20 protein-coding genes, 1 pseudogene and 1 riboswitch are annotated in these 20,392 nt (G+C 55.4%); of the genes and pseudogenes, 4 read left to right on the top strand and 17 right to left on the bottom strand.

The window, feature by feature from the left end; genetic code table 11:
* Positions 1–53: 53 nt before the first annotated feature.
* The 14 genes and pseudogenes from mgtE to ACTG2B_RS07600 all read right to left on the bottom strand — a co-directional run bounded on the left by mgtE (position 54) and on the right by ACTG2B_RS07600 (position 14,693).
* Complete coding sequence (gene mgtE / locus ACTG2B_RS07665; protein WP_019446139.1) at positions 54–1,397, bottom strand: magnesium transporter; 1,344 nt, start codon at positions 1,395–1,397, stop codon at positions 54–56.
* A 122-nt stretch (positions 1,398–1,519) separates the two neighbouring features.
* Positions 1,520–1,689, bottom strand: a riboswitch (M-box (ykoK) riboswitch).
* A 183-nt stretch (positions 1,690–1,872) separates the two neighbouring features.
* Positions 1,873–3,078, bottom strand: coding sequence for a flagellar hook-associated protein FlgL (gene flgL, locus ACTG2B_RS07660; protein ID WP_101529453.1), 1,206 nt, complete (start codon positions 3,076–3,078; stop codon positions 1,873–1,875).
* A gap of 4 nt (positions 3,079–3,082) precedes the next feature.
* Positions 3,083–5,085 (bottom strand): annotated as a pseudogene (locus tag ACTG2B_RS07655) (FlgK family flagellar hook-associated protein).
* A gap of 3 nt (positions 5,086–5,088) precedes the next feature.
* Positions 5,089–6,162, bottom strand: a complete 1,074-nt coding sequence (gene flgJ / locus ACTG2B_RS07650; RefSeq protein WP_439995468.1) for a flagellar assembly peptidoglycan hydrolase FlgJ — start codon at positions 6,160–6,162, stop codon at positions 5,089–5,091.
* A gap of 43 nt (positions 6,163–6,205) precedes the next feature.
* Positions 6,206–7,303, bottom strand: a complete 1,098-nt coding sequence (locus tag ACTG2B_RS07645; protein ID WP_005350664.1) for a flagellar basal body P-ring protein FlgI — start codon at positions 7,301–7,303, stop codon at positions 6,206–6,208.
* A gap of 8 nt (positions 7,304–7,311) precedes the next feature.
* On the bottom strand, positions 7,312–7,983 hold the full coding sequence (gene flgH, locus ACTG2B_RS07640) for a flagellar basal body L-ring protein FlgH (RefSeq protein ID WP_042080192.1): 672 nt from the start codon (positions 7,981–7,983) through the stop codon (positions 7,312–7,314).
* A 14-nt stretch (positions 7,984–7,997) separates the two neighbouring features.
* On the bottom strand, positions 7,998–8,786 hold the full coding sequence (gene flgG, locus ACTG2B_RS07635; protein ID WP_005334158.1) for a flagellar basal-body rod protein FlgG: 789 nt from the start codon (positions 8,784–8,786) through the stop codon (positions 7,998–8,000).
* A 15-nt stretch (positions 8,787–8,801) separates the two neighbouring features.
* Positions 8,802–9,548, bottom strand: a complete 747-nt coding sequence (flgF, locus tag ACTG2B_RS07630; protein ID WP_005334159.1) for a flagellar basal-body rod protein FlgF — start codon at positions 9,546–9,548, stop codon at positions 8,802–8,804.
* 144 nt (positions 9,549–9,692) lie between these two features.
* Positions 9,693–11,060, bottom strand: coding sequence for a flagellar hook protein FlgE (gene flgE, locus ACTG2B_RS07625; protein WP_139477114.1), 1,368 nt, complete (start codon positions 11,058–11,060; stop codon positions 9,693–9,695).
* A gap of 10 nt (positions 11,061–11,070) precedes the next feature.
* Positions 11,071–11,811 (bottom strand): flagellar hook assembly protein FlgD, encoded by a 741-nt coding sequence (locus tag ACTG2B_RS07620; protein ID WP_439995467.1) that lies wholly within the window; start codon positions 11,809–11,811, stop codon positions 11,071–11,073.
* A 15-nt stretch (positions 11,812–11,826) separates the two neighbouring features.
* The gene (flgC, locus tag ACTG2B_RS07615; protein ID WP_005350658.1) at positions 11,827–12,246 is read right to left on the bottom strand and encodes a flagellar basal body rod protein FlgC; all 420 of its coding nucleotides are present in this window, start codon (positions 12,244–12,246) and stop codon (positions 11,827–11,829) included.
* Positions 12,246–12,644 (bottom strand): flagellar basal body rod protein FlgB, encoded by a 399-nt coding sequence (flgB, locus tag ACTG2B_RS07610; RefSeq protein WP_005334169.1) that lies wholly within the window; start codon positions 12,642–12,644, stop codon positions 12,246–12,248. The genes flgC and flgB overlap by 1 nt, the downstream gene beginning before the upstream one ends.
* Before the next feature lie 295 nt (positions 12,645–12,939).
* Complete coding sequence (locus ACTG2B_RS07605) at positions 12,940–13,764, bottom strand: CheR family methyltransferase (RefSeq protein WP_005350656.1); 825 nt, start codon at positions 13,762–13,764, stop codon at positions 12,940–12,942.
* A gap of 17 nt (positions 13,765–13,781) precedes the next feature.
* Entirely contained in the window at positions 13,782–14,693 is a 912-nt protein-coding gene (locus ACTG2B_RS07600) for a chemotaxis protein CheV (protein ID WP_005334174.1), read from the bottom strand.
* A gap of 144 nt (positions 14,694–14,837) precedes the next feature.
* On the opposite strand from ACTG2B_RS07600, the gene flgA reads away from it, so the two are divergent.
* From flgA to ACTG2B_RS07585, 3 genes are all read left to right on the top strand, one after another.
* A complete protein-coding gene (flgA, locus tag ACTG2B_RS07595) occupies positions 14,838–15,521 on the top strand; it encodes a flagellar basal body P-ring formation chaperone FlgA (RefSeq protein WP_081990713.1) in 684 nt (227 codons plus the stop codon).
* Positions 15,522–15,612: 91 nt separating this feature from the next.
* A complete protein-coding gene (gene flgM / locus ACTG2B_RS07590; protein ID WP_005334177.1) occupies positions 15,613–15,933 on the top strand; it encodes a flagellar biosynthesis anti-sigma factor FlgM in 321 nt (106 codons plus the stop codon).
* Positions 15,930–16,346 (top strand): flagella synthesis protein FlgN, encoded by a 417-nt coding sequence (locus ACTG2B_RS07585; RefSeq protein WP_040066163.1) that lies wholly within the window; start codon positions 15,930–15,932, stop codon positions 16,344–16,346. Before flgM ends, ACTG2B_RS07585 begins: the two co-directional genes overlap by 4 nt.
* A 36-nt stretch (positions 16,347–16,382) precedes the next feature.
* On the opposite strand, the gene yfcE is transcribed toward ACTG2B_RS07585, so the two are convergent.
* Together yfcE and ACTG2B_RS07575 are read right to left on the bottom strand one after the other, a co-directional pair.
* On the bottom strand, positions 16,383–16,925 hold the full coding sequence (yfcE, locus tag ACTG2B_RS07580; RefSeq protein WP_181224365.1) for a phosphodiesterase: 543 nt from the start codon (positions 16,923–16,925) through the stop codon (positions 16,383–16,385).
* A 10-nt stretch (positions 16,926–16,935) separates the two neighbouring features.
* Complete coding sequence (locus tag ACTG2B_RS07575; protein ID WP_439995466.1) at positions 16,936–18,573, bottom strand: peptide ABC transporter substrate-binding protein; 1,638 nt, start codon at positions 18,571–18,573, stop codon at positions 16,936–16,938.
* Between the two features lie 156 nt (positions 18,574–18,729).
* On the opposite strand from ACTG2B_RS07575, the gene ACTG2B_RS07570 reads away from it, so the two are divergent.
* Positions 18,730–19,629 carry a DMT family transporter gene (locus tag ACTG2B_RS07570; RefSeq protein WP_439995465.1) on the top strand — a complete coding sequence of 300 codons (900 nt, stop codon included), beginning with the start codon at positions 18,730–18,732 and terminating at the stop codon, positions 19,627–19,629.
* Positions 19,630–19,646: 17 nt separating this feature from the next.
* Here ACTG2B_RS07570 and rsuA read toward each other — a convergent pair whose 3' ends face one another.
* A complete protein-coding gene (rsuA, locus tag ACTG2B_RS07565) occupies positions 19,647–20,339 on the bottom strand; it encodes a 16S rRNA pseudouridine(516) synthase RsuA (protein WP_021231067.1) in 693 nt (230 codons plus the stop codon).
* Positions 20,340–20,392: the final 53 nt, after the last annotated feature.

Here is a 20,392-nt window from a genome sequence, read left to right as displayed (position 1 = left end):
AGATAAATGAAAAAGGCAGCCCACTGGCTGCCTTTTGCATCTCAATCTCCCGATTACTGCAACTCGGGCAACAACCACTTGGCCATCTCGAAGTAGATGATAAGGCCGGTGCCATCCACCAGTGTCGCGATGAATGGCGCAGAGACCACCGCCGGATCGATGCGGAAACGGCGCAGCACCATGGGAATAATGGACGCGACCGTGGCACTCCAGAGCACGATGGCGATGATGGTAAAGGTCACCACCATGCCAATCTGGGGACCGACGCCGAGACTCCATGCCCGTACCCAGGCCGCCATGGCAATGGCCCCCGATATGAGCAGACCGGTGGAGAGCTCCTTTTTCAGCACTGTGCCGAGATTGCGTAGGCTCACCTCCCCGACCGCCATGGCTCGTACTATGGTGGTGGTGATCTGGGTGCCGCTGTTACCACCAGTACCGATCAGGAGCGGAATAAAGAAGGCCAGCGCGATGGCCGCTTCCAGCTGCTCCTCGAATGCCCGCAGCACGGTGCCGGTGTAGGCTTCCGCCACGAACAGGATAAGCAGCCAGCCCACCCGTTTGCGCCACAGCTGCCAGGGGGTCGCCTGCAGATAGGGAGTATCGAGTGGCGAGGAGCCACCCTGCATCTCGGCATCCTCGGTGGATTCGAGCTCCAGAATATCCGCAGCATCATCGACGTGGAAAATACCGACCAGTCGCCCCTGATCCTCGACCGGCAATACCGACAGGTCGCGGTCGATGAGCAGGCGCGCTGCCAGCTCCTGATCCGCACGGGCATTGATCCGCACCGTCTCCCGATCCATCAGGGTCGCGACACTGGCCAGCGGGTCGGCGATCAGCAAGGTCTTGAGGGAGAGGCTTCCTTGCAGACGACCATCCCCGTTGACCACATAGATATGGCGAAACAGCTGGGCATTGTCCCAGGCATCGTGGATCAGCTGTTTGGCGTGACCGACCGTGTCCTCCTCCCGCACCGCCAGATATTCGTGGCGCATGTTGGCCCCCACCGACTCGGTGGGCCAATCCAGCAGGGAGTAATACATGGCCTGCGCCTGGGTCGGGAAGCGAGCCAGCAACATGGTGCGATCCTGACGACCCAGTTTGCGCAGGATAGCGACCATCTCACGGCGGGGAATAGCCTCCTGCAACACGCTGACGATGCTGCCATGCAACCGTTGCAACAGGCGCCCGGCACTCTCGGCCGAGAGTGAACCAAGCAGTTCGGCCCCTTGCGGGATTGGCAGGGTATCAAAGATACAGTTGAGCTCTTCCGGACGCAGGGTCAGCAGTTGATCGGCGCGCTGAACCGGATCCAGATTATGTTCCAGCCAACCCTGCAGGGCGGCCAGATCGAGCAGTTGGTGACGGTTAAGAATGGTATGTGTTTTCTTCATCACAGATATCCTCATGTGATTTCAGGCGAGCCTGAATGCCTCCGGAAATAGCCGGATGCAACGACAAGAAAACAGCAATTTGATTGACGAGTAATAGGCAGGAAATGACGCCGTTCGGCGTGTCATCATCCCCACGTACCAGCTTTAGCACTGTATAACGTATCCGGCATGCCGGAAGCCACTTGGGTTTACACCTTAATCCGATGAAAACTGTCCTGATCTTGGGCGTCTCTGGACGTCGTGAGATCAGTGGCCTGTGTTTATACAGGAGCCTCGCCTAACGAGATGCTGCAAATAATTCGCACAACCCTCTGTTGTGCGGGCGGCATGATTATCCAATCCCGCAGGGAGGTCAACCCCGCAACCACCATTAAATTGGCAACGGCAACAGCTTGTTACAATTGGCAGGAGATGACACGGAACCAATCTTCATAGTCTGGACAAAAGTAAAGGCCCCAAAGGGGCCCTTCTTCAATTAGCGAATATAGTCAAATAGCGTCAGACGACTTATTTTGCTGAAAGAGAGTTGCGAGGCACTCAATGCCGCATCCTCTTTTGACAGCGCGGAAATCACTTCATAGAGATCCGCTTCCGACACCTTGGCTCTCGCCTCGGCGTTGAGGGTACTCAACCCCTCGTTAGAATCCATGACTGCCTCGAGACTGTTCATCCTGCCACCCAACTCCCCCAATCCATGATCGATATTCAGGCGGGCATTTTTCATATGAACTGTGGCATCTGCCACTTCCAGCGCAAAGTTGTCAGCTGTGATAGCGGGGTCACGCAAGGCGGTAATAAAATCCGACATACCATTCAATATGTTGTCATTCTTCGGTGGATTAAGATCAAACTGCTCAGAACTGCCCGCAGGGGAGCTGATGGTCAACTCCAACCCATTGAAAGGGATCTTGGTGCCAGCAGTGTAGTTACCCGTTTGCAGGGTAGTACCACCGGCATCCTTGATATCATAGGTATCAGGCGGGCCTATGGTGGTTGATACGGTATAGGTGTTGCTGGGCAGTGCCGAGTTATAATTGGACTTATAGAAATTATCAAAGTTGCCCTGATCGCCGACTCCGACCTTGATATTTGCGGTGGTTGCACTGGCAGTTCTTCTGGTCGCCACGATTTCAAACAGATCCTGCCCGGAATCATTGGCAGCAATTTGTACTGTGGGTGAGACCTGAATATTTCGCTGACCAGGGTCCCCCTGATAAATATATTTTCCGTTAGCGTCTTTTATATATGGCTGGGTCTTGCTCTGATTACCGCCAAATATAAATTCACCCGAGGAGTTTTTGCTATTCATCAGGTCAAACATCTGCTGCTGCAACCCTTCCAGCTCGCTGGCAATAGCCTTGCGATCATCCATGCTGATAGCGCCATTATTTGACTTCTGGATCAGGGTCTGGGCACTAAGCATCGCATTATTAATCGACGTTAAGACCGTCTCCTCATGCCCCAGGCTGTTTTCCAGCAAGCTGCCATTGACACTGTACTGCTTGAACAGGTCGATCTCCTTGGTCAGTGCCATCTTCTGGCTCATCCCCGCGGGATCTTCGCCGGCAGTCTGAAATTTATTACCGGTTTGCAGCTGTTGGTAGGCAGTATTCAACCTCTCGTTGGCACTGTTGAGGGAATAGATATTCCGGTCGTAGATCATGTTGGTGGTGATGCGCATGACGTTACCTCACGGAAGAGAGCAGTGTATCGAAAATGGTTTTGGCCGTGCTGACGATTTGCGCCGATGCCGCATAGGATTGCTGGAAGCGGATCAGATTGGCCGCCTCCTCCTCCAGATTGACCCCAGACACGCTTTCAAAAATGCCGGTGCTCTGGATAAGCTTGGACTCATTGGCCTTGAGCAACGTTTTTGCCTGACTGGTATTGTTACCCACTTCCATCACCAACCCGGAATAGGCCTGATTGAAGGTCATCTTGTCGTTGGTCGTCCCACCATTGGTGCTCTTGCGCACCAGATCCTTGTTTTGCAGTTCGGCCAGAACCAGGCCATTGCTGTTATCGGCAAAGCCATTGCTGTTGTAACTGAGCTTGAAGCTGTCACCGGCATCCACCGTGCCAGTGATGCTGAACTCGTAGCCGGGCGCCTGTTTCGGGTTTGGATAAGCTGGTCCACCAGTGGGGGGGGCAGTTGCAAGGCTGCCATTAAATTCTGCCCCTTGCTGCTCGCAGGGGCCGTACCTATCAGAGTAGTACCATCGGCTTGAAACACCTGATAGTTACCACTAGCATCGATTTTGACCACCTGAGGCGCTGTCGGGCTCAGACTATTGGTACCAAAACCTGACCCCGCACCTGTATTAAATACGCCACCCAGTTTGATATCAGCCCCGCCGCCATTATTGGTGGTCTTTTCCGCTTTAAGCGGAGAGGCCAGGGCCAAATCTTCCGGTCGGGTGATCAGCTGACCCAGACCGGCTGCCGCACTTTTGGTCGGTTGCAGCAACAGTCTGTCACCCGCAGCCGGCACACCGGTGAGATCGATTGAAATGCCGTGACCAGTGAGTTCAAACGTTGCAGGAGGGGTCGTTCCAGTCGCCACAGAGGTGCGATTACCAGACTTGTCCAGCGAGAACACCTCATAACCGGTGGCGCTGCTAAATTGCACTTCGTAATCAAACGGGGTCACTGATGTCCCCTTGCCCGGCACGAAGCTGACATTCGCCCCAACCGTCCCGGTGTTATTGCCGTAGGGTAAGCCCTTGCTGGTAGGCAGGGTGAAGATATCGCCGCCAATCTCGTTATCCAGATCCATCCCGAGGCGGTTCTGCTGATTCATCGCATCCGCCATCGCCACGGCCAGCTGCCCCAGTTCGCGCTTGGTCGGCTCAAGGTCGGTACGCGCCTTGAACAGCCCCCCCATGGCGCCACCAAACGTATCGTGATCGATGGTTGCCTTGTTCGCCCCCAGGGTCAGCTGCAGCTCCTGATCCCGGGAGTCAGGATCTCCTGCAATCACCTTGAACTGGGCGACGCCCCCATCGAGGATCAACGAATGGCCAGTGCTCATATTGACCAGCATGCTGCCGTTGGGTTGGGCTACGGTGCGAATATCCATCTTCTCCGACAGCTGGCGGATCGCCTCATCCCGCTGATCAAACAGCATCAGGTTCTCTTCGGGTGACCCCTGGGTGCGGATGATGGCCTGATTAAGATCATTGATGCTGGTGAGCAGGCTGTTGACCTGCTTGGTTTCATCTTCTATACGGGTGTTGAGGGTATCGCTCTGCTTGTCGAGCTGCGCCGAGAGGGTATGAAAACGGTTGACCATGCCACTCAACTCCGTCATCACCACCTTGCGCCCACCGATCTCGGCAGGCGATTCATTGGCTGAGTGAAATGACTTGAAGTAGGAGGTGATGGCCGCCCCCACGCTGTTGCTGGTATCCCCAAGCAAGCTGTCAACGCCTGCCAGCTGTTCATAATGGGTCAGGGAGGCATGATAGGCGGAGGTATCACGGCGCACCTCCCCCTGCATATAGTCGTTGATTACCCGCTGGGTCTTGATGTCACCGGTCCCCAGACCGATGGTATTGGTATACACCAGCGTACGCTCACGCACATAGCCCTGGCTATTGACGTTCACTATGTTGTTACTGGTGGTCTGCAGCAGGCGTTGCTGTGCCAGCACGCCCGATGAACCAATCCCAAGCAGGTCGCTTGCCATACGTTACAGCTCCATCTCGTTGTATTGGGCAATGGCGTCACTGCGCAATACCTGTTTCAATTTTCTGGCGTAGTGCGGGTCGGTGGCATAACCCGCCTGTTGCAGCGCCTCAAAGTAGCGATCAGGACTATCCACCTTCGCCAGGGCTCCCTTGTAGCGAGAGCCGGAAGTGAGGAAGTCCACATAGTCGTTGAAGCTCTCTTCAAACGACTCATAGGAGCGAAATGCCGCTTTCTGGCGGGAGGCGACGCCTTGCTCATACTCGAGCGTGCTGACCACCGCCTTTGGCCCTTCCCAGCGAGGATCGGCCTTGATGCCAAACAGGTTATGGGTCACCTGCCCCTCGCCATCCTTGATCACCCGCTTGCCCCAACCGCTCTCCAGTGCCGCCTGGGCGACCAGTACCGCCGGGCTTAACCCCAGCTTGTCGGCCGCTTTCTTGGCCAGCGGCATCAGGCGATTAACGAACTCTTCCGGCGTATCGAACTCTTTGCCCCCACTACCGGTGGCACTGCCCTCTTCGCTGGCTATGCTCCCCATGGGCGGAATGCTGCGGTGCGGTCGATGGGGCATAGTGAGTGCGTGACTCTCCTTGACCCCCTCGGTCATCTCTTTTTCAGCAAAATCTTTGCCAACTTTTGATGCCGCGATCAAATCATCGGCCGCCGCCGTGGGTGGCTGATAGGGTTTGTAGGTCCGTTCGGTACGCTGCGGCATCTTGAGCACCCGTCCATCCTGATGGGTAAAGGTCTCGGGAGAGAGCTGTTTGGCCACCATGTCAGCCAATCCCAGCCCCCCCTTGCTGGACATGTCGGCGACTCGCTGCTCATCCAGCATCCCTTCATAGAACTGGGTATAGCTGCTGTTCATCGGGTTGTCCTGAGTCAACACCCCGTTGGCCTGACGCATGCTCTGAAACAGCATCTGAGTAAAGATTGACTCGAACTGGCGTGACGCACTCTTGAGCGCTTCGGCCTGTCCCTCTTTGCTTTGGCTCATCTGGCGCAGACGATCCAGGTTCTTGATGTCCTGTACCATCCCGAGATTCATGCCGCTGTTGCTGTCAAACTCCGCCATTTTGCTTACCTCATTGCCACCCGTGGCAACCACTTGCCGCTTGTTACAATATGACCAGTTGCCCCTCGATGGCGCCTGCCTGCTGCAGCGCCTCAAGGATGGCCATCAAATCACCGGGGGCGACCCCGACCTGATTGACCGCCCGGACCAGATCGTCCAGGGTCGCACCGGTATCAAACTTGAACATCCGCCCCGGCTCCTGCTGGACATTGATGGTCGAGTTGTTGGTCACCGTCGTCTCTCCTCCCGCCAGCGGGTTGGGCTGGGAGACCTGCTGGTTTTCGGCGATGGTCACCGTCAACCCGCCGTGGCTGATGGCCGCCGGTTTGAGCTTGACCTGACTGCCGATCACTATGGTGCCGGTGCGGGAGTTGACGATGATCTTGGCCGCCTCGTTGGCCGGATCCACCTCCAGATTCTCGATGGTGGCGAGATAGGATACGCGCTGACCCGGATCCCGCGGGGCATAGACCTTGACCGAGGTGGCATCGAGCGCCTGAGCGGTATTGGGCCCCACCAGATCGTTGACTACATCGGCCAGACGGCGCGCAGTGGTAAAGTCGGGTCGGTTAAGGTTGAAAGTGATGGTATCCCCCTGACTGAAGGAGTTGGGTACCTCCCGCTCCACGGTCGCACCGTTGGCAATCCGCCCTACGGTCGGGGTATTGATCACTACCTTGGAACCATCAGCCCCCTCGGCCCCCAGACCACCGACCACCAGACTGCCCTGGGCGACCGCATAAACCCGCCCATCGAGCCCTTTCAGGAAGCTTTGCAGCAGAGTGCCGCCCCGCAGGCTCTTGGCCTCGCCGATGGCAGAGACCGTCACGTCGATGGTCTGGCCCGGCTTGGAGAAGGGAGGCAGGTCGGCATGGATCGCCACCGGCGCCACATCCTTGATCTTGGGCTTGATGTTGTCCGGCACCTTGATGCCAAAGTTGTTGAGCATGGTACGGAAGGTCTGCTCGGTGAAGGCGTTGTTCTTCTCGCCAGTGCCGGGCAACCCCACCACCAGACCGTAACCAATCAGCTGGTTGTTACGCACCCCTTCAACCGAGCTGATGTCCTTGATCCGGGCCGCATTGGCCACACCCAAGGGCAGCAGACAGCAAAGCAGAGTGACAAGACGGAGTGACTTCATAACATCTCCTAGAGCGGCCACCAGGGACCATTGAAAAAGCTGGTAAGCCACCCTTGCTCCTGGCTATTGGCCAGATCGCCGGTACCACCGTAGTAAATGCGGGCATTGGCCACTTTCTGGGACGAAACGCTGTTATCAGACGTCACGTCCTCCGGGCGAATAAGGCCGGTGATCCGGATATATTCATTGCCATTATTGAGCATGATCCACTTCTCGCCGCGCACCACCAGATTGCCGTTGGGCAGCACCTTGGCCACGCTGACCGAAATATTGCCCTGCAGACTGTTGCTCTGATCCGCCTTGGCCTGCCCCTTGAACGCGCTGTCTTGAGCAATGGAGGCTGAGAGATCATAGGGGCTGGCGGTCACGGGCACGCCACCCAACTTGACCGGGTCCAGATTGAACTTGTTATTCTTACCACTCTGGGTATTGGCCTTTTTCGAGGCAGAGGTCGATTCCGCCAATTCGATGGTGATGATGTCGCCTACCTTGTGCGCCTTGATATCCGAATAGATGCCATTGACCTGATCCGGCTGGAAAATCGCCCCTGTAGGTCGCACCGACACCGGCTCCGACTCCCCATAGACGGGGGAAAACTCGGGATCATCAGGCTTGGGTGTATTGGGAGTGCTGCTACACCCTCCCAGCACCAACAATCCCAGCATCCATACGGCTTTCATCATGCACCTCCTAATTAGGTACGCTGGATCAGGAAGGACATCATGCCGTCCACGGCGGAGAGCACCTTGGAGTTCATCTCGTATACCCGCTGAGCCTGAATGAGGTTCACCAGCTCTTCGGTTACGTTGACGTTGGAAGTCTCCAGCATCCCCTGCTTGATCACCCCCAAGCCATCGGCACCGGCAGTCCCCTGAGCGGCAGCACCACTGGATTGGGTCTCGACAAACATGTTCTCCCCCATCGGCTGCAAGCCGCTGGCGTTGACGAAGTCGGAGATGTTGATCTGACCGACGACCTGAGAAGCGCCATCGCCCTTGAGCTGCACCGAGACCTGGCCATCTTCACCCACCGTAACGCTCTGGGCATTTTCCGGGATCTGGATTTCCGGTTGCAGCGGGTAGCCATTACCCGGGGTCACTATGGTCCCTTCATCGTTGAGGGTGAACTGACCGTTACGGGTATAGGCCGCACTGCCATCCGGCAGCTGAATTTCAAAGTAGCCACGACCACTGATCATCAGGTCCAGCGAGTTGTCAGTGGTTTGTACGTTACCCTGACTGTGGTTTTTCTGGGTCGCCACCACCTTGGCACCCGCCCCCAGCATCAGGCCGGAGGGGAGCTCGGTATCGGCAGAGGAGCGGCCACCGGGCTGATTGATGTTTTGATAAAGCAGATCTTCAAAGATGGCCCGTGACTTTTTGAAGCCCACGGTGCTGGCGTTCGCCAGGTTGTTCGAGGTGACCGAAATATTGGTCTGCTGTGCATCCAACCCGGTCTTGCTGATCCAGAGTGCAGGATTCATAGTGTAACTCCTTGATTAGCTGATTCGCAGCAGTTGGGTTTGAGCTTCATCATTCTCTTCGGCCGTCTTCATAATTTTGACCTGAGTTTCGAACTGGCGTTGCAGCCGGATCAGGTTGGTCATCTCATCCACCACATTGACGTTGCTCCCCTCAAGGGAGCCAGCAATCAGGCCGACATTGGCTGAGGCGGGTTCATTCTGGCCATCCTTGCGGCGAAACAGACCATCTTGCCCCTTCTCCACCGCATCGGCGGCCGGGTTGACCAGCTTGATCCGCTGAAAATCTTCCGGCAAGTTGGCGGCTGCCCCCTCCGGACGACCGCTGATGGTGCCATCCCGATTGATCTCGAGTTTCTCCATCGGCATCGGCAGCACGATGGGCTGACCACCGTCATCCACCACATTCAGACCGGTCGAGGTCTGCAAATTGCCGGTCGCATTGACCTGCAAATTCCCCATACGGGTATAGGCCTCGCCGCCCTTGGGATCCTGCACGGCAATCCAGCCAGGACCATCTACCGCCACGTCCAGATCCCGTCCGGTGGTCATCAGCATGCCATGCTGCAGGTTCTGACCCGGGCGCTCAGCCATGGCAAACACCCGGCTTGGCAAGCCCTCTCCGAACGCCTGCATGCTTCTGGCCTGCTCAAAATCGGACTTGAAGCCGGTGGTATTGGCATTGGCGAGGTTGTTGCCCCGAACAGCCAGACTGTTCATGGTCTCTTTGGCCCCGGACATGGCGATATAAAGCAGGTGATCCATGGAATTCTCCGTCAAACAGATGACTCTGACAGGAGAAATGCAATTAGAGTGCCAACAGCAGAAATATGGGGGGATAAGGAGGATGGGAATGCGACAGAAACAGAGAGGGGGCCAAGCCCCCTCTCATTATCATGTATTGCGCGATTAACGGATCTGCAGGATGGTTTGCTGCAGCGAACTGTTGACCTCCAGAGAACGGGAGTTGGCCTGGAAGTTACGCTGGGCAGTGATCAGGTCCACCAGCTCCGAGGTCAAATCCACGTTGGATTGCTCCAGCGCCGATGATTTGATGGTCCCGAAAGTACCCGAGTTCGGCGTCCCCGGCAAGGCATCGCCAGAGAGCAGAGACTGACGCCAGGAGGTATCGCCAACCTGAGTTAATCCTTGCGAGTTGGCAAATTTTGCCATTGCCACCATGGCCACCTTGATGGTGGTTGCGTTACTGTAAGTCGCGGACACGATGCCGTCCGGAGTGATCTCCACCTTGGTCAAACGGCCGACAGTGGAACCATCCTGAGTCAACTTGTTGACTTCAAACGGTGAAGCATACTGGGTCACCGTTCCGAAGTTGATATCCACCTGCTGAGTGGGATCTGCACCATTGGTGATAATGCCAGCACCTGCCGGGGGCGCGGCTCCCAATTGCTCTGTCTTGATGGTCGCCGGTGTAGTCGGGGTAATCATCTTGCCATCAGCCCCGAAGGTCACTCTTGCACCAGCAGGCGCCTGACTCAAACCAGTTGCCATAGTGGGTGTGACACCACCGACAATATCAATAGGCTTATCACCTTGGTAGAGGTACATACGCCAAGCTGTAGGATTGGCGGGTTTGGTCAGATCTGCCGGGTCAGCTTCTTTGACAAAATATTGCGTGATGGTATGCGGCTCACCCAATGAGTCATAAATCACCACGGAGGTAGAAGATGAGTAGGTTTTCGAATCTTTTGGATCAAAGGTTGATGCATCACCGGCACCGGCGCCAGCAGGCAACGGCGACGCTGTAGACGGCAGGTTGAAACTGGCGTCAATCTTGGTTGTCTTGATTGGTTCACCGGCCTTGTCAGGTATCTGAATCGGCTTGGTCGCATTGATACTTACCGCCTTAGGCGTGCCATCGGCGTTGATTTCATAACCTTGCAGGTAATGCCCCTGATTATTGACCATGTAGCTGTTTTCATTGAGCTTGAAGGCGCCAGCACGGGTATAGGTACGATCCAGATTGGTCAAGCCATCAGAGGTCACAAAGAAGCCATTCCCCTGAATCGCCAGGTCCAGCGCGTTATTGGTAAATTGCAGCGCACCCTGGTGGAACTGCTGAGCAACCGCACCTGTCGCCACACCGTTACCGACCTGGGTCTTGGCATTGACAAAAATGGAGTTGGCGTAGACATCCGCAAACTCGGCACGGGACTCTTTAAAGCCCATGGTGTTAACGTTGGCAATGTTGTTGGCGGTGACGTTCAAGTCTTTTTGTGCCGCGTTGACACCGCTCAAGGCATTGTTAAATGACATATCCAGCTCCTTAGATCGATGCTGTCGACGTGGTTTTTGACGGTGTAACCGTCAGATTTGAATTGGTGCCTGAAATTTGCAGAATATTGTTCAGATATTCGCTCCCCAGCCCTCTCAAGTTGAGACGAGTCGGGTTGGTGGCATTGCCCAAAGCAACGCTATCTACTTTGGCATAAGCAAATGTGGCAATACTTTCCGACTTCCCATCGAGCGCACCACTAGCTTTGATGACATATTTGCCTGAAGCGACTCGGTTACCGGCCTTGTCTTTACCATCCCAAGCAATTTCCACATTACCTTTTTGGTCGCCTTCGAGGGGAAACTCCTTAATAACCTGCCCCTTTTCATCCTCAACGGTGATTTTGACATTCGAATATTTATTCGTTGTGCCAACAGCAACAACTGCAGATAAAGGACCATCCTTGTCTAGAAATCCTGTATTGCCTTGTAACAGCACATTTTGTCCAACCAAAGAAGACGCCTGGAGAGCCTGGCTGGAGATCATCTGGTCATTAAGCTTACCCATTTGAGTAGACAGGCTACTGATCCCCTCAGACGTAGACATAGAGGCCATCTGGGAGAGCATCTGGGCATTGTCGACAGGTTTGAATGGGTCTTGATACGACAATTGCATTGTTAGCAGCTTCATAAATGAAGCCTGATCCAGCTCTTTCTTCGGCGCCGTTGTGCTGCCTGTCGTCTGGGTCGTGGCACGGCTGATGCCGTTCACATTACTGGTTGTATCGACCATGCTGCATCCCTCCTATCAGGATTTGCCAAGCTGGAGCGTCTGCTGCAGCATCTTCTTGGCCGAATCAGCAACCTGTACGTTGGTCTGGTAGCTGCGCGAGGCGTTGATCATGTCGGCCATCTCTTCAACCATGTTGACGTTTGGCTTGAAGATAAAACCGTCTTTGTCCGCCATCGGGTGGTTGGGGTTGTACTCCTTGAGCAGTGGCGCCTTGCTCTCGACAATCCCTTTCACCTCAACCCCGACCGAGCCCTGCTTGTCAGACATCGCCTGATCGAGCTGGGCGGCAAAGACTGGCCGCCTGGCGTGGTAAGTATTTTCCACACTGGAGCTGACGCTGTCCGCGTTGGCCATGTTGCTGGCAACTGTGTTGAGGCGCACTGACTGTGCACTCATAGCCGAGCCTGCTATGTCAAAGACCTTGAACAAACTCATCACTGCTCTCCTTTCAGGGCCTTGAGCAGGCCACTGATCTTGCTATTCATAAATTCAAGGGAGGTTTGATACTCAAGGCTATTGCGCAGAAATTCGCTGCGCTCCTGCTGCACATCGACTGTATTGCCGTCACCGGTATCCGGTTGCAGCGGGTTGCGATATTGCACGGTACCCGGGGCGTCCATATTCAAGGCAAAGTGCTTTTCGCTGGTCGTTGCCAAACCAAAACCCTGATGCGACTGGGCCTCCTGCAATGCCTGAGCAAAATTGATATCCCTGGCTTTGAAGCCCGGGGTATCTGCGTTGGCAATATTGCTGGAAAGCACCTCAGCACGCTTGGCGCGAACGCTTATAGTGTGTTGATGCACACCGAATGCCTTGTCAAATGAAAGAGCCATAGCACACCTCCTGCTTGGTTTAATTTGTTTGCAAGAGGTGTGCCATAAGCAAATCACTCAGTTCGATAGTTTGGGTATGAGCACAGTTCAGACCGAAAACGGCAGGAGCATCTCGTGCCTTGAGTCAGACGGCATCATTTGGCCACCTTAAGGTTGCAACCACTTTTGCAGTGGCGAGATATGATAGGTAAATAGAAAGACTGAGCTGTAGATTAAGAAAGAGGGAAGCTCGTAGCTTCCCTCTTTGCATGAACTGGCAATATTCGGCAGACCCCGAATATCAAGGCCATCAGGCCTATTTGACCTTGTAGACAATCCCCGGATTGCAGCGGATCATCTCGAACCGATCGGTTAACCCGGCCAGTGACTCCGACGCGCCCAGCATCAGATATCCACCGGGATTGAGACTAGCAGCAAACTGGTTGAGGATCTTCGACTTCACTTCCGGCGCAAAATAGATGAGCACGTTACGGCAAAAAATAATGTCAAACTTGCCGAGCAGACTATAGCTCTCAAGCAAGTTGAGTGGCCGGAAGGTGGTCAATTTTCTGACTCGCTCGGCAACCCGCATCTTGTTGTCACCGTAGGGCTCAAAAAACATCTTCTTGCGCTCCGGTGACAAACCGCGCGCCAGAGCAAGGCTATCGTAAACGCCTTCCTTACACTGATTGAGCATGGTCGTCGAAATATCCGTCCCGACAATCTGCACGCCACCAGGCAAGGTACCCGGCTTTTTCATCTGCTGTTCCAGTGCCGTCATGGCAATGGAATAGGGTTCCTGACCTGACGAGGATGCAGCCGACCAGATCTTGATGGGGCGGCCACTTTTCCCCAACTCGGGAAAAATCTTGTCAGTAAGAAGCTGAAACGGGTAAGTATCACGAAACCAGAGGGTCTCGTTGGTCGTCATGGCATCTACTACGGCCATTTTCAGGTCACGCTCTCGCACACTCATTGCACGGGTAACCAGATCAGACAGACTCTCGATGCCAAACTGAGCCATCAAAGGTGAAAGACGGCTCTTCACCAGATACTGTTTGTTATCCCCCAGCACAATTCCGCTCTGTACCGCCAGAAAGTTGCTGAACTGTTTGTATAAGTCGTCCGAAAGTGTCTTCATGCAGCTGTTCTTCTTTATTAGAGTGCGTTTTGTACGGCCTTGGCCAATTCATCAGGCTGGAACTTGGCGATAAAATTGTTCGCACCAACTTTCTGCACCATTGCCTGGTTGAATACTCCACTGAGCGAGGTATGCAGAATAACATGCAAATCCTTGAGATTGGGATTATTCCGGATCTCGGCAGTGAAGGTATAGCCATCCATTTCCGGCATTTCGATATCCGAAATAACCAGCGCAACCTGATCCTTGATAGGACCATTTTTGGTCATTTCCAGCAGCATGTTCAATGCTTCGCGGCCATCTTTTGCCAACACGCACTCGACACCGATAGCCTCAAGCGCACGTTGTACCTGTTTGCGTGCCACTGAGGAGTCATCCGCAACAAGAACAGGACGCCCCAGAGTCGGGTGGTCGACACTGGCCTGAACCAACTCCTCACTCACATCCGTTGCAACCGGCGAAATTTCGTTCAATATCCGCTCAACATCAAGGATTTCGACCAACTCGCCATCGACTTCAGTCACGGCTGTCATGTAGTTGATGCGACCCGCACCTTTAGGCGGAGGCAGGATGGATTCCCAGTTCATATTGATGATGCGCTCGACCGAATGCACCAGAAAACCCTGAATAGAGCGGTTGTACTCGGAGATGATAATGAAGCATTTGCTCAGGTCATCAATCGGGCGTTTGCCAACCGCCATGCTGAGGTCGATGACCGAGATAGTCTGGCCACGAATATGTGCAACCCCGCGGATGCAGGAGTTCAGTTTGGGCATCACGGTCAAGGGGGGACACTGCAACACTTCACGCACTTTGAATACGTTGATGCCAAATCTTTGACGTCCATTGAGACGAAACAACAACAACTCCAGCCGGTTTTGCCCCACTAGCTGGGTACGTTGGTTGACCGAGTCCAGGATACTGGCCATAAACACTCCCTAAAAACGCTTGGCATTAATCATGCATGCGTGATGGATTGCGTCAGACTATCGATGTGACAACGAACAGATTCTGAAGCAATCATAGTTAAATATGGTGATATGCGTGAACAACTTATCGACCAACGAGCGAAAATGATTAACCGACTTTTACTCATCAGCCTCTTTTTTGGCAGCATATCTTCCAGCTACGCCTCAGACGTCACTACTTATCTGCAAGAAAAGGCACAAGAGTTCGTTTACAGCCAGCTGGATATTCCGTTGGATGCCAGAGCCGAGGTCACCTCTGCCACGCTGGATGAACGGCTCCCACTGACCCGCTGCGAAGATCTGCTCACCATCAGCTTACCAGCAAAAATGGAAATTCGCCGTAATACAACAGTTTACCTTAAATGTGAGGAAGACAAACCTTGGGACGTCTATCTCCCGGTGCGGGTCAGCATTCAAAAGCCCTATGTCACTGTGACCAACCCCATCGCCAAGGGGGACCTGCTGAGTGAAAGCCAGCTGGTGTTGGCCTATCAAGATCAGACCCTGATCCGCGGCGACTACCTGACTGACACAGCCCCTCTTATCGGAGTACGCAGCAAGCGGGAGCTAAAACCGGGGCAACCCATCCGTTTGAGCCAGGTTTGTGTCGTGTGCAAAGGGGATCAGGTCACCCTGACGGCAGAAAACAGCAACTTCCAGATCAAAACCATGGCCCGAGCCTTGCAAGATGGCAGCTTCGGAGAGATCATCAAACTCGTCAATATTCGCTCCGGCAAAACCGTTGAGGGTAAAGTCAGTGCAGTCGGTGCCGTATCGGTCACTTTTTAAATCCGGATCCTTGACAACTTTTTTCTAAAGTTTTGATCTGCCGCACCGATAAACAGGTAAGCAAACCTTAAAGCAGACGAAGGTAACTAAAATGGCCATCAACAATATCAACAACTTGGCGAATAATCGGTTGCAAAATACCGCTAATAGCCAGGGGACAGGCAGCAAGTCAGTCACCTCATCGCCCGAAAACAAAGCGGCTACTGTCAAGCTGGACTCCGTCTCCTTGACCAGTGAGGCGCAACAATTGCAAAAGATGCAACAAAACCTCAATACCGCCTCGACCGGCAATGAGAGCAAGGTCGAACGGCTGAAAAAAGCCGTCGCGAGTGGCGAATATCAGGTTAACAGCGACGCTGTGGCCAAGAAGATGTTCAGTTTCGAGGCCAATCTGGACAAAGTTCTGGGATGATGGATTTACCTTCGTTACTGCACACCCAAGATGATTACCTCAGCCAGATGCAAGGCATTCTGGAAGAGGAGTTCAGCTTGCTCGAACAGCATCAGGCACTGGCCCTGCCCGCACTGACCGAGCGCAAACAGCAGTTGCTTGCTGCGATAGAAACCCTGGACAAGACTCTGGCAGAGATGCCGGAACTGGCACTGCAGCTGGCAGCCTATCCCGACGAGATGGCGCAGCTTCGTGCAAAACTGGATGCTTGCCAGGCACAAAATGATATCAACGGTCGATTGCTTGAATTGAGCATCGTCTCAAACCGTCGTCTGGCAACCTTTCTGAGTCAGCTGCGCGATCGCAACAGCCTGACCTATGACGCCAAGGGTAACACTCGCTCTGGCACCCGCTCCTACGGTATCAAGGCCTGACATCTCTTATCAGGCCTTGCATTTTTGCTCTCCGTTTTAAAGCACCAGTCGCAACAACTCTCGCCCGTCCTCACACGCATTGACGCGAAGCACTCCGTCCTCATAGCACCCGTAACTGGCAGGCAACTCGCCGCGCGGGAAACAGATAGACCCCGGGTTCATCAATACCCGCGCCCCCTGCCACTCCAGCACCGGCACATGGGTGTGACCGCTCAGGAAAAGACTACCCTCCGGCAGTTGTACCTCGTCCGGGCGATAAAGATGACCGTGGCTGACAAACCAGCGCCGCTCATCGACCAGCAGCTGGTTGTAGGGGGCGGTGATGGGAAAGCGCAATAGCATCTGATCCACTTCGGAATCACAATTGCCCCGTACCGCGATGATCTGCGGTGCCAGCTCGTTGAGCCGATCGGCCACGGCGGCCGGGTTATATCCCTCCGGCAGAGGATTACGCGGGCCATGGTTGAGCAGATCGCCGAGCAGCAGATAGTGATCCGGCTGCCAGGGCTCAAGTTGGGTCAGCACCCGTTCCAGCGCAATGATGCTGCCGTGGATGTCGGAAATGATGGCAAGTTTCATGAAATGCTCCTCACTGCGGGCTGAAATAGAGATCCTTGGTGGCAATCGTCCCTTTCAAATTCTGGCTGGGTAGCCCTCGCAGCGCGGGATCGACCAGTCTCATCTGATTGTAATGATACACGGGGAGGATCGGCGCCTCCTCAAGCAGCAACTGTTCGGCATGCCGGTAGAGTTCAACCCGGCTCGCGCTGTCCAGCGTATTGGCCGCCTGCTCCAGCAACAGATCAAAATCGGGATTGCAGTAGCCGCTCTCGTTGCGCAGATCCTGACAACGGAAGCTGCCCAGCATGGCTGACGGCTCCACGTAATCGCCAAACAGAAAGCTTCTGGCCACCTGGAAATCACCGCTATCCTTGGCCACCTGATAGGCGCCCCACTCCAGACTGTTGAGGGTGACCTGTACCCCCAGCTTCTGCCACATGACGGCAATGGCCATCGCCATCTGCTTGTGGGTTTCGGCGCTGTTGTAGGTGATGCTCAGCTTGAGTGGATTCGCACTGTTATACCCGGCCGCTGACAACAACGCAGCCGCTTTGGCCTGGCGGGTTGGCATATCTTCAAGTGCCACAGGCAATATCACCCGGGGGTAACCCGGCATCTCCGGCAACAGCGACCATGCCGCCTGTTCATCCTGCCCGCTCACCGATCCAATGAGCTGCTGTCGATCAACCGCCATGGAGAGCGCCTGACGCACCCGCACATCCTGCAGTTCGGGTCGCTTCAAATTGAACGCATAGAGATAGGTGCCAAAAAGCGGCAAGCCCCAGAGCCGCTCCGGAGACTCGCGCTTCATCTTCTGGTAATAGCCGAGGGAGACCTTGTTGGTGAGCTGGATTTCACCAGCCTCATAGCGCAGCCGTTCGGCATGTTGCGAGGTGATAGGCAGATAGGTGACACGCCCGATACGGGTGTGAAGGTCATCCCAGTAGTGGATATTGCGCTCGGCTTCTATCCGCTCGTTTGGCGTCCAACTTGTCAGCCGGTAAGCACCATTGCTCACCAGCTTGCCGGGCTCGGTCCACTGCTTGCCAAATTTGGCTATCGCCTTCTGATTGACTGGCACAAAGGGGCGCTGACTGATGAGCTGCAGGAAATAGGGAGCCGGCCGCTCCAGAGTGATTTTCAAAATCTGATCGCTTTGCGCTTCAATGCCAAGATTGCCGAGCTCCAGCGCACCGGCATAGATGGATTGCGCATTGTTGATCCCCGTTGCCAGCAGCAATCCGGCAGAAGGGGAGTTGATGGCCGGATCGAGCAGACGGCGCCAGGCATAGACAAAATCAGCGGCCACCAGCGGCTCGCCATTGGACCATTTCAGTTGAGGGCGCAGGAAGAATCGCCACTCCAGCCCATCTTCACTCACCTCCCAGCGCTGTGCCTGAGCAGGAACGATATTCCCCTGACCATCTTCGCTGACCAGCCCTTCAAACAGATCGACCAGTACCGCCTCCCCCGGAAAACCGGAGCGCACCAGCGCCGGATCCAGCGACTCCGGCTCGGCACCGTTGCCCTTTACCAGGGTTTGCCGATCGGCAAGCAGAGGCTGCTGCTCAACGGTGGTGGCATGGGCCAGTGGCCCTGCCAGCACGGCAAGCAATAGCGGGGATAGCCAGCGTTGTGCCAGCTTGGAGAAGAAACCATACCTCATGACAAAACCTCGAATAAAACCACTGCAGGAGGGGAAGGCCGACGGCGCGCCTGATGAATGCCTGATGCCGCTCTTGTTATCCCCGAAAACGCCCCGTATTGTATCGGGCTTGCCCGGGAGATGGAGTCTTTCGGGTTAATTTTTTCAGGAGTTTTTATGGGTTATGAGTGGCTGGCCCTCGCGTCGGCCAGTTTATGGGCAATTGCAGCGCTAATTTCGGTCAAACCGGCCCGTCATCTCGGCGCATTTGCCTACAGCCGCTGGCGCATGTTTCTGGTCAGCCTGATGCTCGGCACCATGAGTCTGCTCACCGGTGGCTGGCAAACCCTCACCGCAAGCGCCCTGCCCCTGCTCGCCATCTCGGGGCTGGTCGGCATCTTCGTGGGCGATACCGCGCTGTTTGCCTGCATGAATCGGCTGGGGCCAAGATGCAGTGCCCTGCTCTTCTCCTGCCATGCGCTGTTTTCCGCCCTGCTTGGGCTGTGGCTCTTTAATGAACAGTTGACTGGCTGGCGACTGCTGGGGGCCATGCTGGTCTTTGCCGGCGTGATGCTGGCGATCCTGTTTGGCAGACGCAGTAGCAGCAACGAGTGGGAGCAGATCCGTGGCAATCTGGCGCTGGGAATTGGCCTTGGCCTGACGGCGGCACTGTGTCAAAGCGTGGGAGCCATCATCGCCAAGCCGGTGATGATGAGTGGTGAGGTGGATGCGGTGAGTGCATCGGGTATCCGGATGGGCAGTGCCCTGCTGGCCCACTGCGTCCTTCGGCTGGGGCGCTTGCCGCTGGCCATGCCGCTCAAACCGGTCAATCGCCATATCCTCGCCATGATTGCCACCAACGGTTTTCTGGCGATGGGGCTGGGGATGACGCTGATCCTGATGGCGCTGCGGCAGGGCGAGGTGGGCATGGTAGCCATTCTCTCCTCCACCACGCCGGTACTGCTGCTGCCGCTGTTGTGGTGGCACTCGGGGGAGCGGCCATCCATTGCCGCCTGGGCGGGTGCACTGATTGCCACCCTGGGCACGGCGCTGGTGCTGGGTTTCAGTACTCACTGACACCCGGCCCCCCCTGATCAGAACAGGGCAATCTCCTCAGCGGTCAGCTCACGGTATTCACCGGGTGCAAGCTCCTCATCCAGCGTCAAGCCGCCCACCCGCTCGCGATGCAAGCCAACGACCTTGTTGCCGATGGAGGCAAACATCCGCTTGACCTGATGGTACTTGCCTTCGTGGATAGTCAAGCGGGCCTCGCACTCGCCGAGAATTTCCAGCTGGGCAGGACGGGTTTTATCGGTCTCGTTACGCAGGTAGACCCCTTCGGCGAACAGCGCGATCGCATCCGGGCTTACCGGATCGGCCAGCCAGACGTGATAGGTCTTGGCACACTCGTGGCGCGGCGAGGTGATGCGGTGGGACCATTGACCGTCGTCGGTCACCAGCACCAGACCCGTGGTATCGAGGTCGAGGCGACCCACTACGTGCAGCTTGCCCATCGCCGGTTCATCCATCAGGAAGAAGACGGTCGGGTGATCCGGATCCTCGTTGGAGCAGACGTAACCTTCCGGCTTGTGCAGCATGAAATAGCGGTTGCGCTGCTCCAGCGTCAGCAGCACGCCGTCAAACTCGATCTGGCTCTGCTCATTGATATGAAAGGCGGGCTGCTTGACCACAATGCCATCCACCATGACCTCGCCCTGACGGATCAGTTTGCCTGCCAGCGAGCGGGTCAAATCGGAACAATCGCACAGAAATTTATCAAGCCGCATTCACAACCTCGGAGTCCAACAAGTAAAGGGGCGTCATTATATCGGGCGGGGGC

The organism is Aeromonas sp. 30P (assembly GCF_051919805.1).
GTDB lineage: Bacteria > Pseudomonadota > Gammaproteobacteria > Enterobacterales > Aeromonadaceae > Aeromonas > Aeromonas veronii.
Note: the sequence above shows the minus strand (reverse complement) of the source record. Positions and strands in the feature narration are given on the sequence as shown.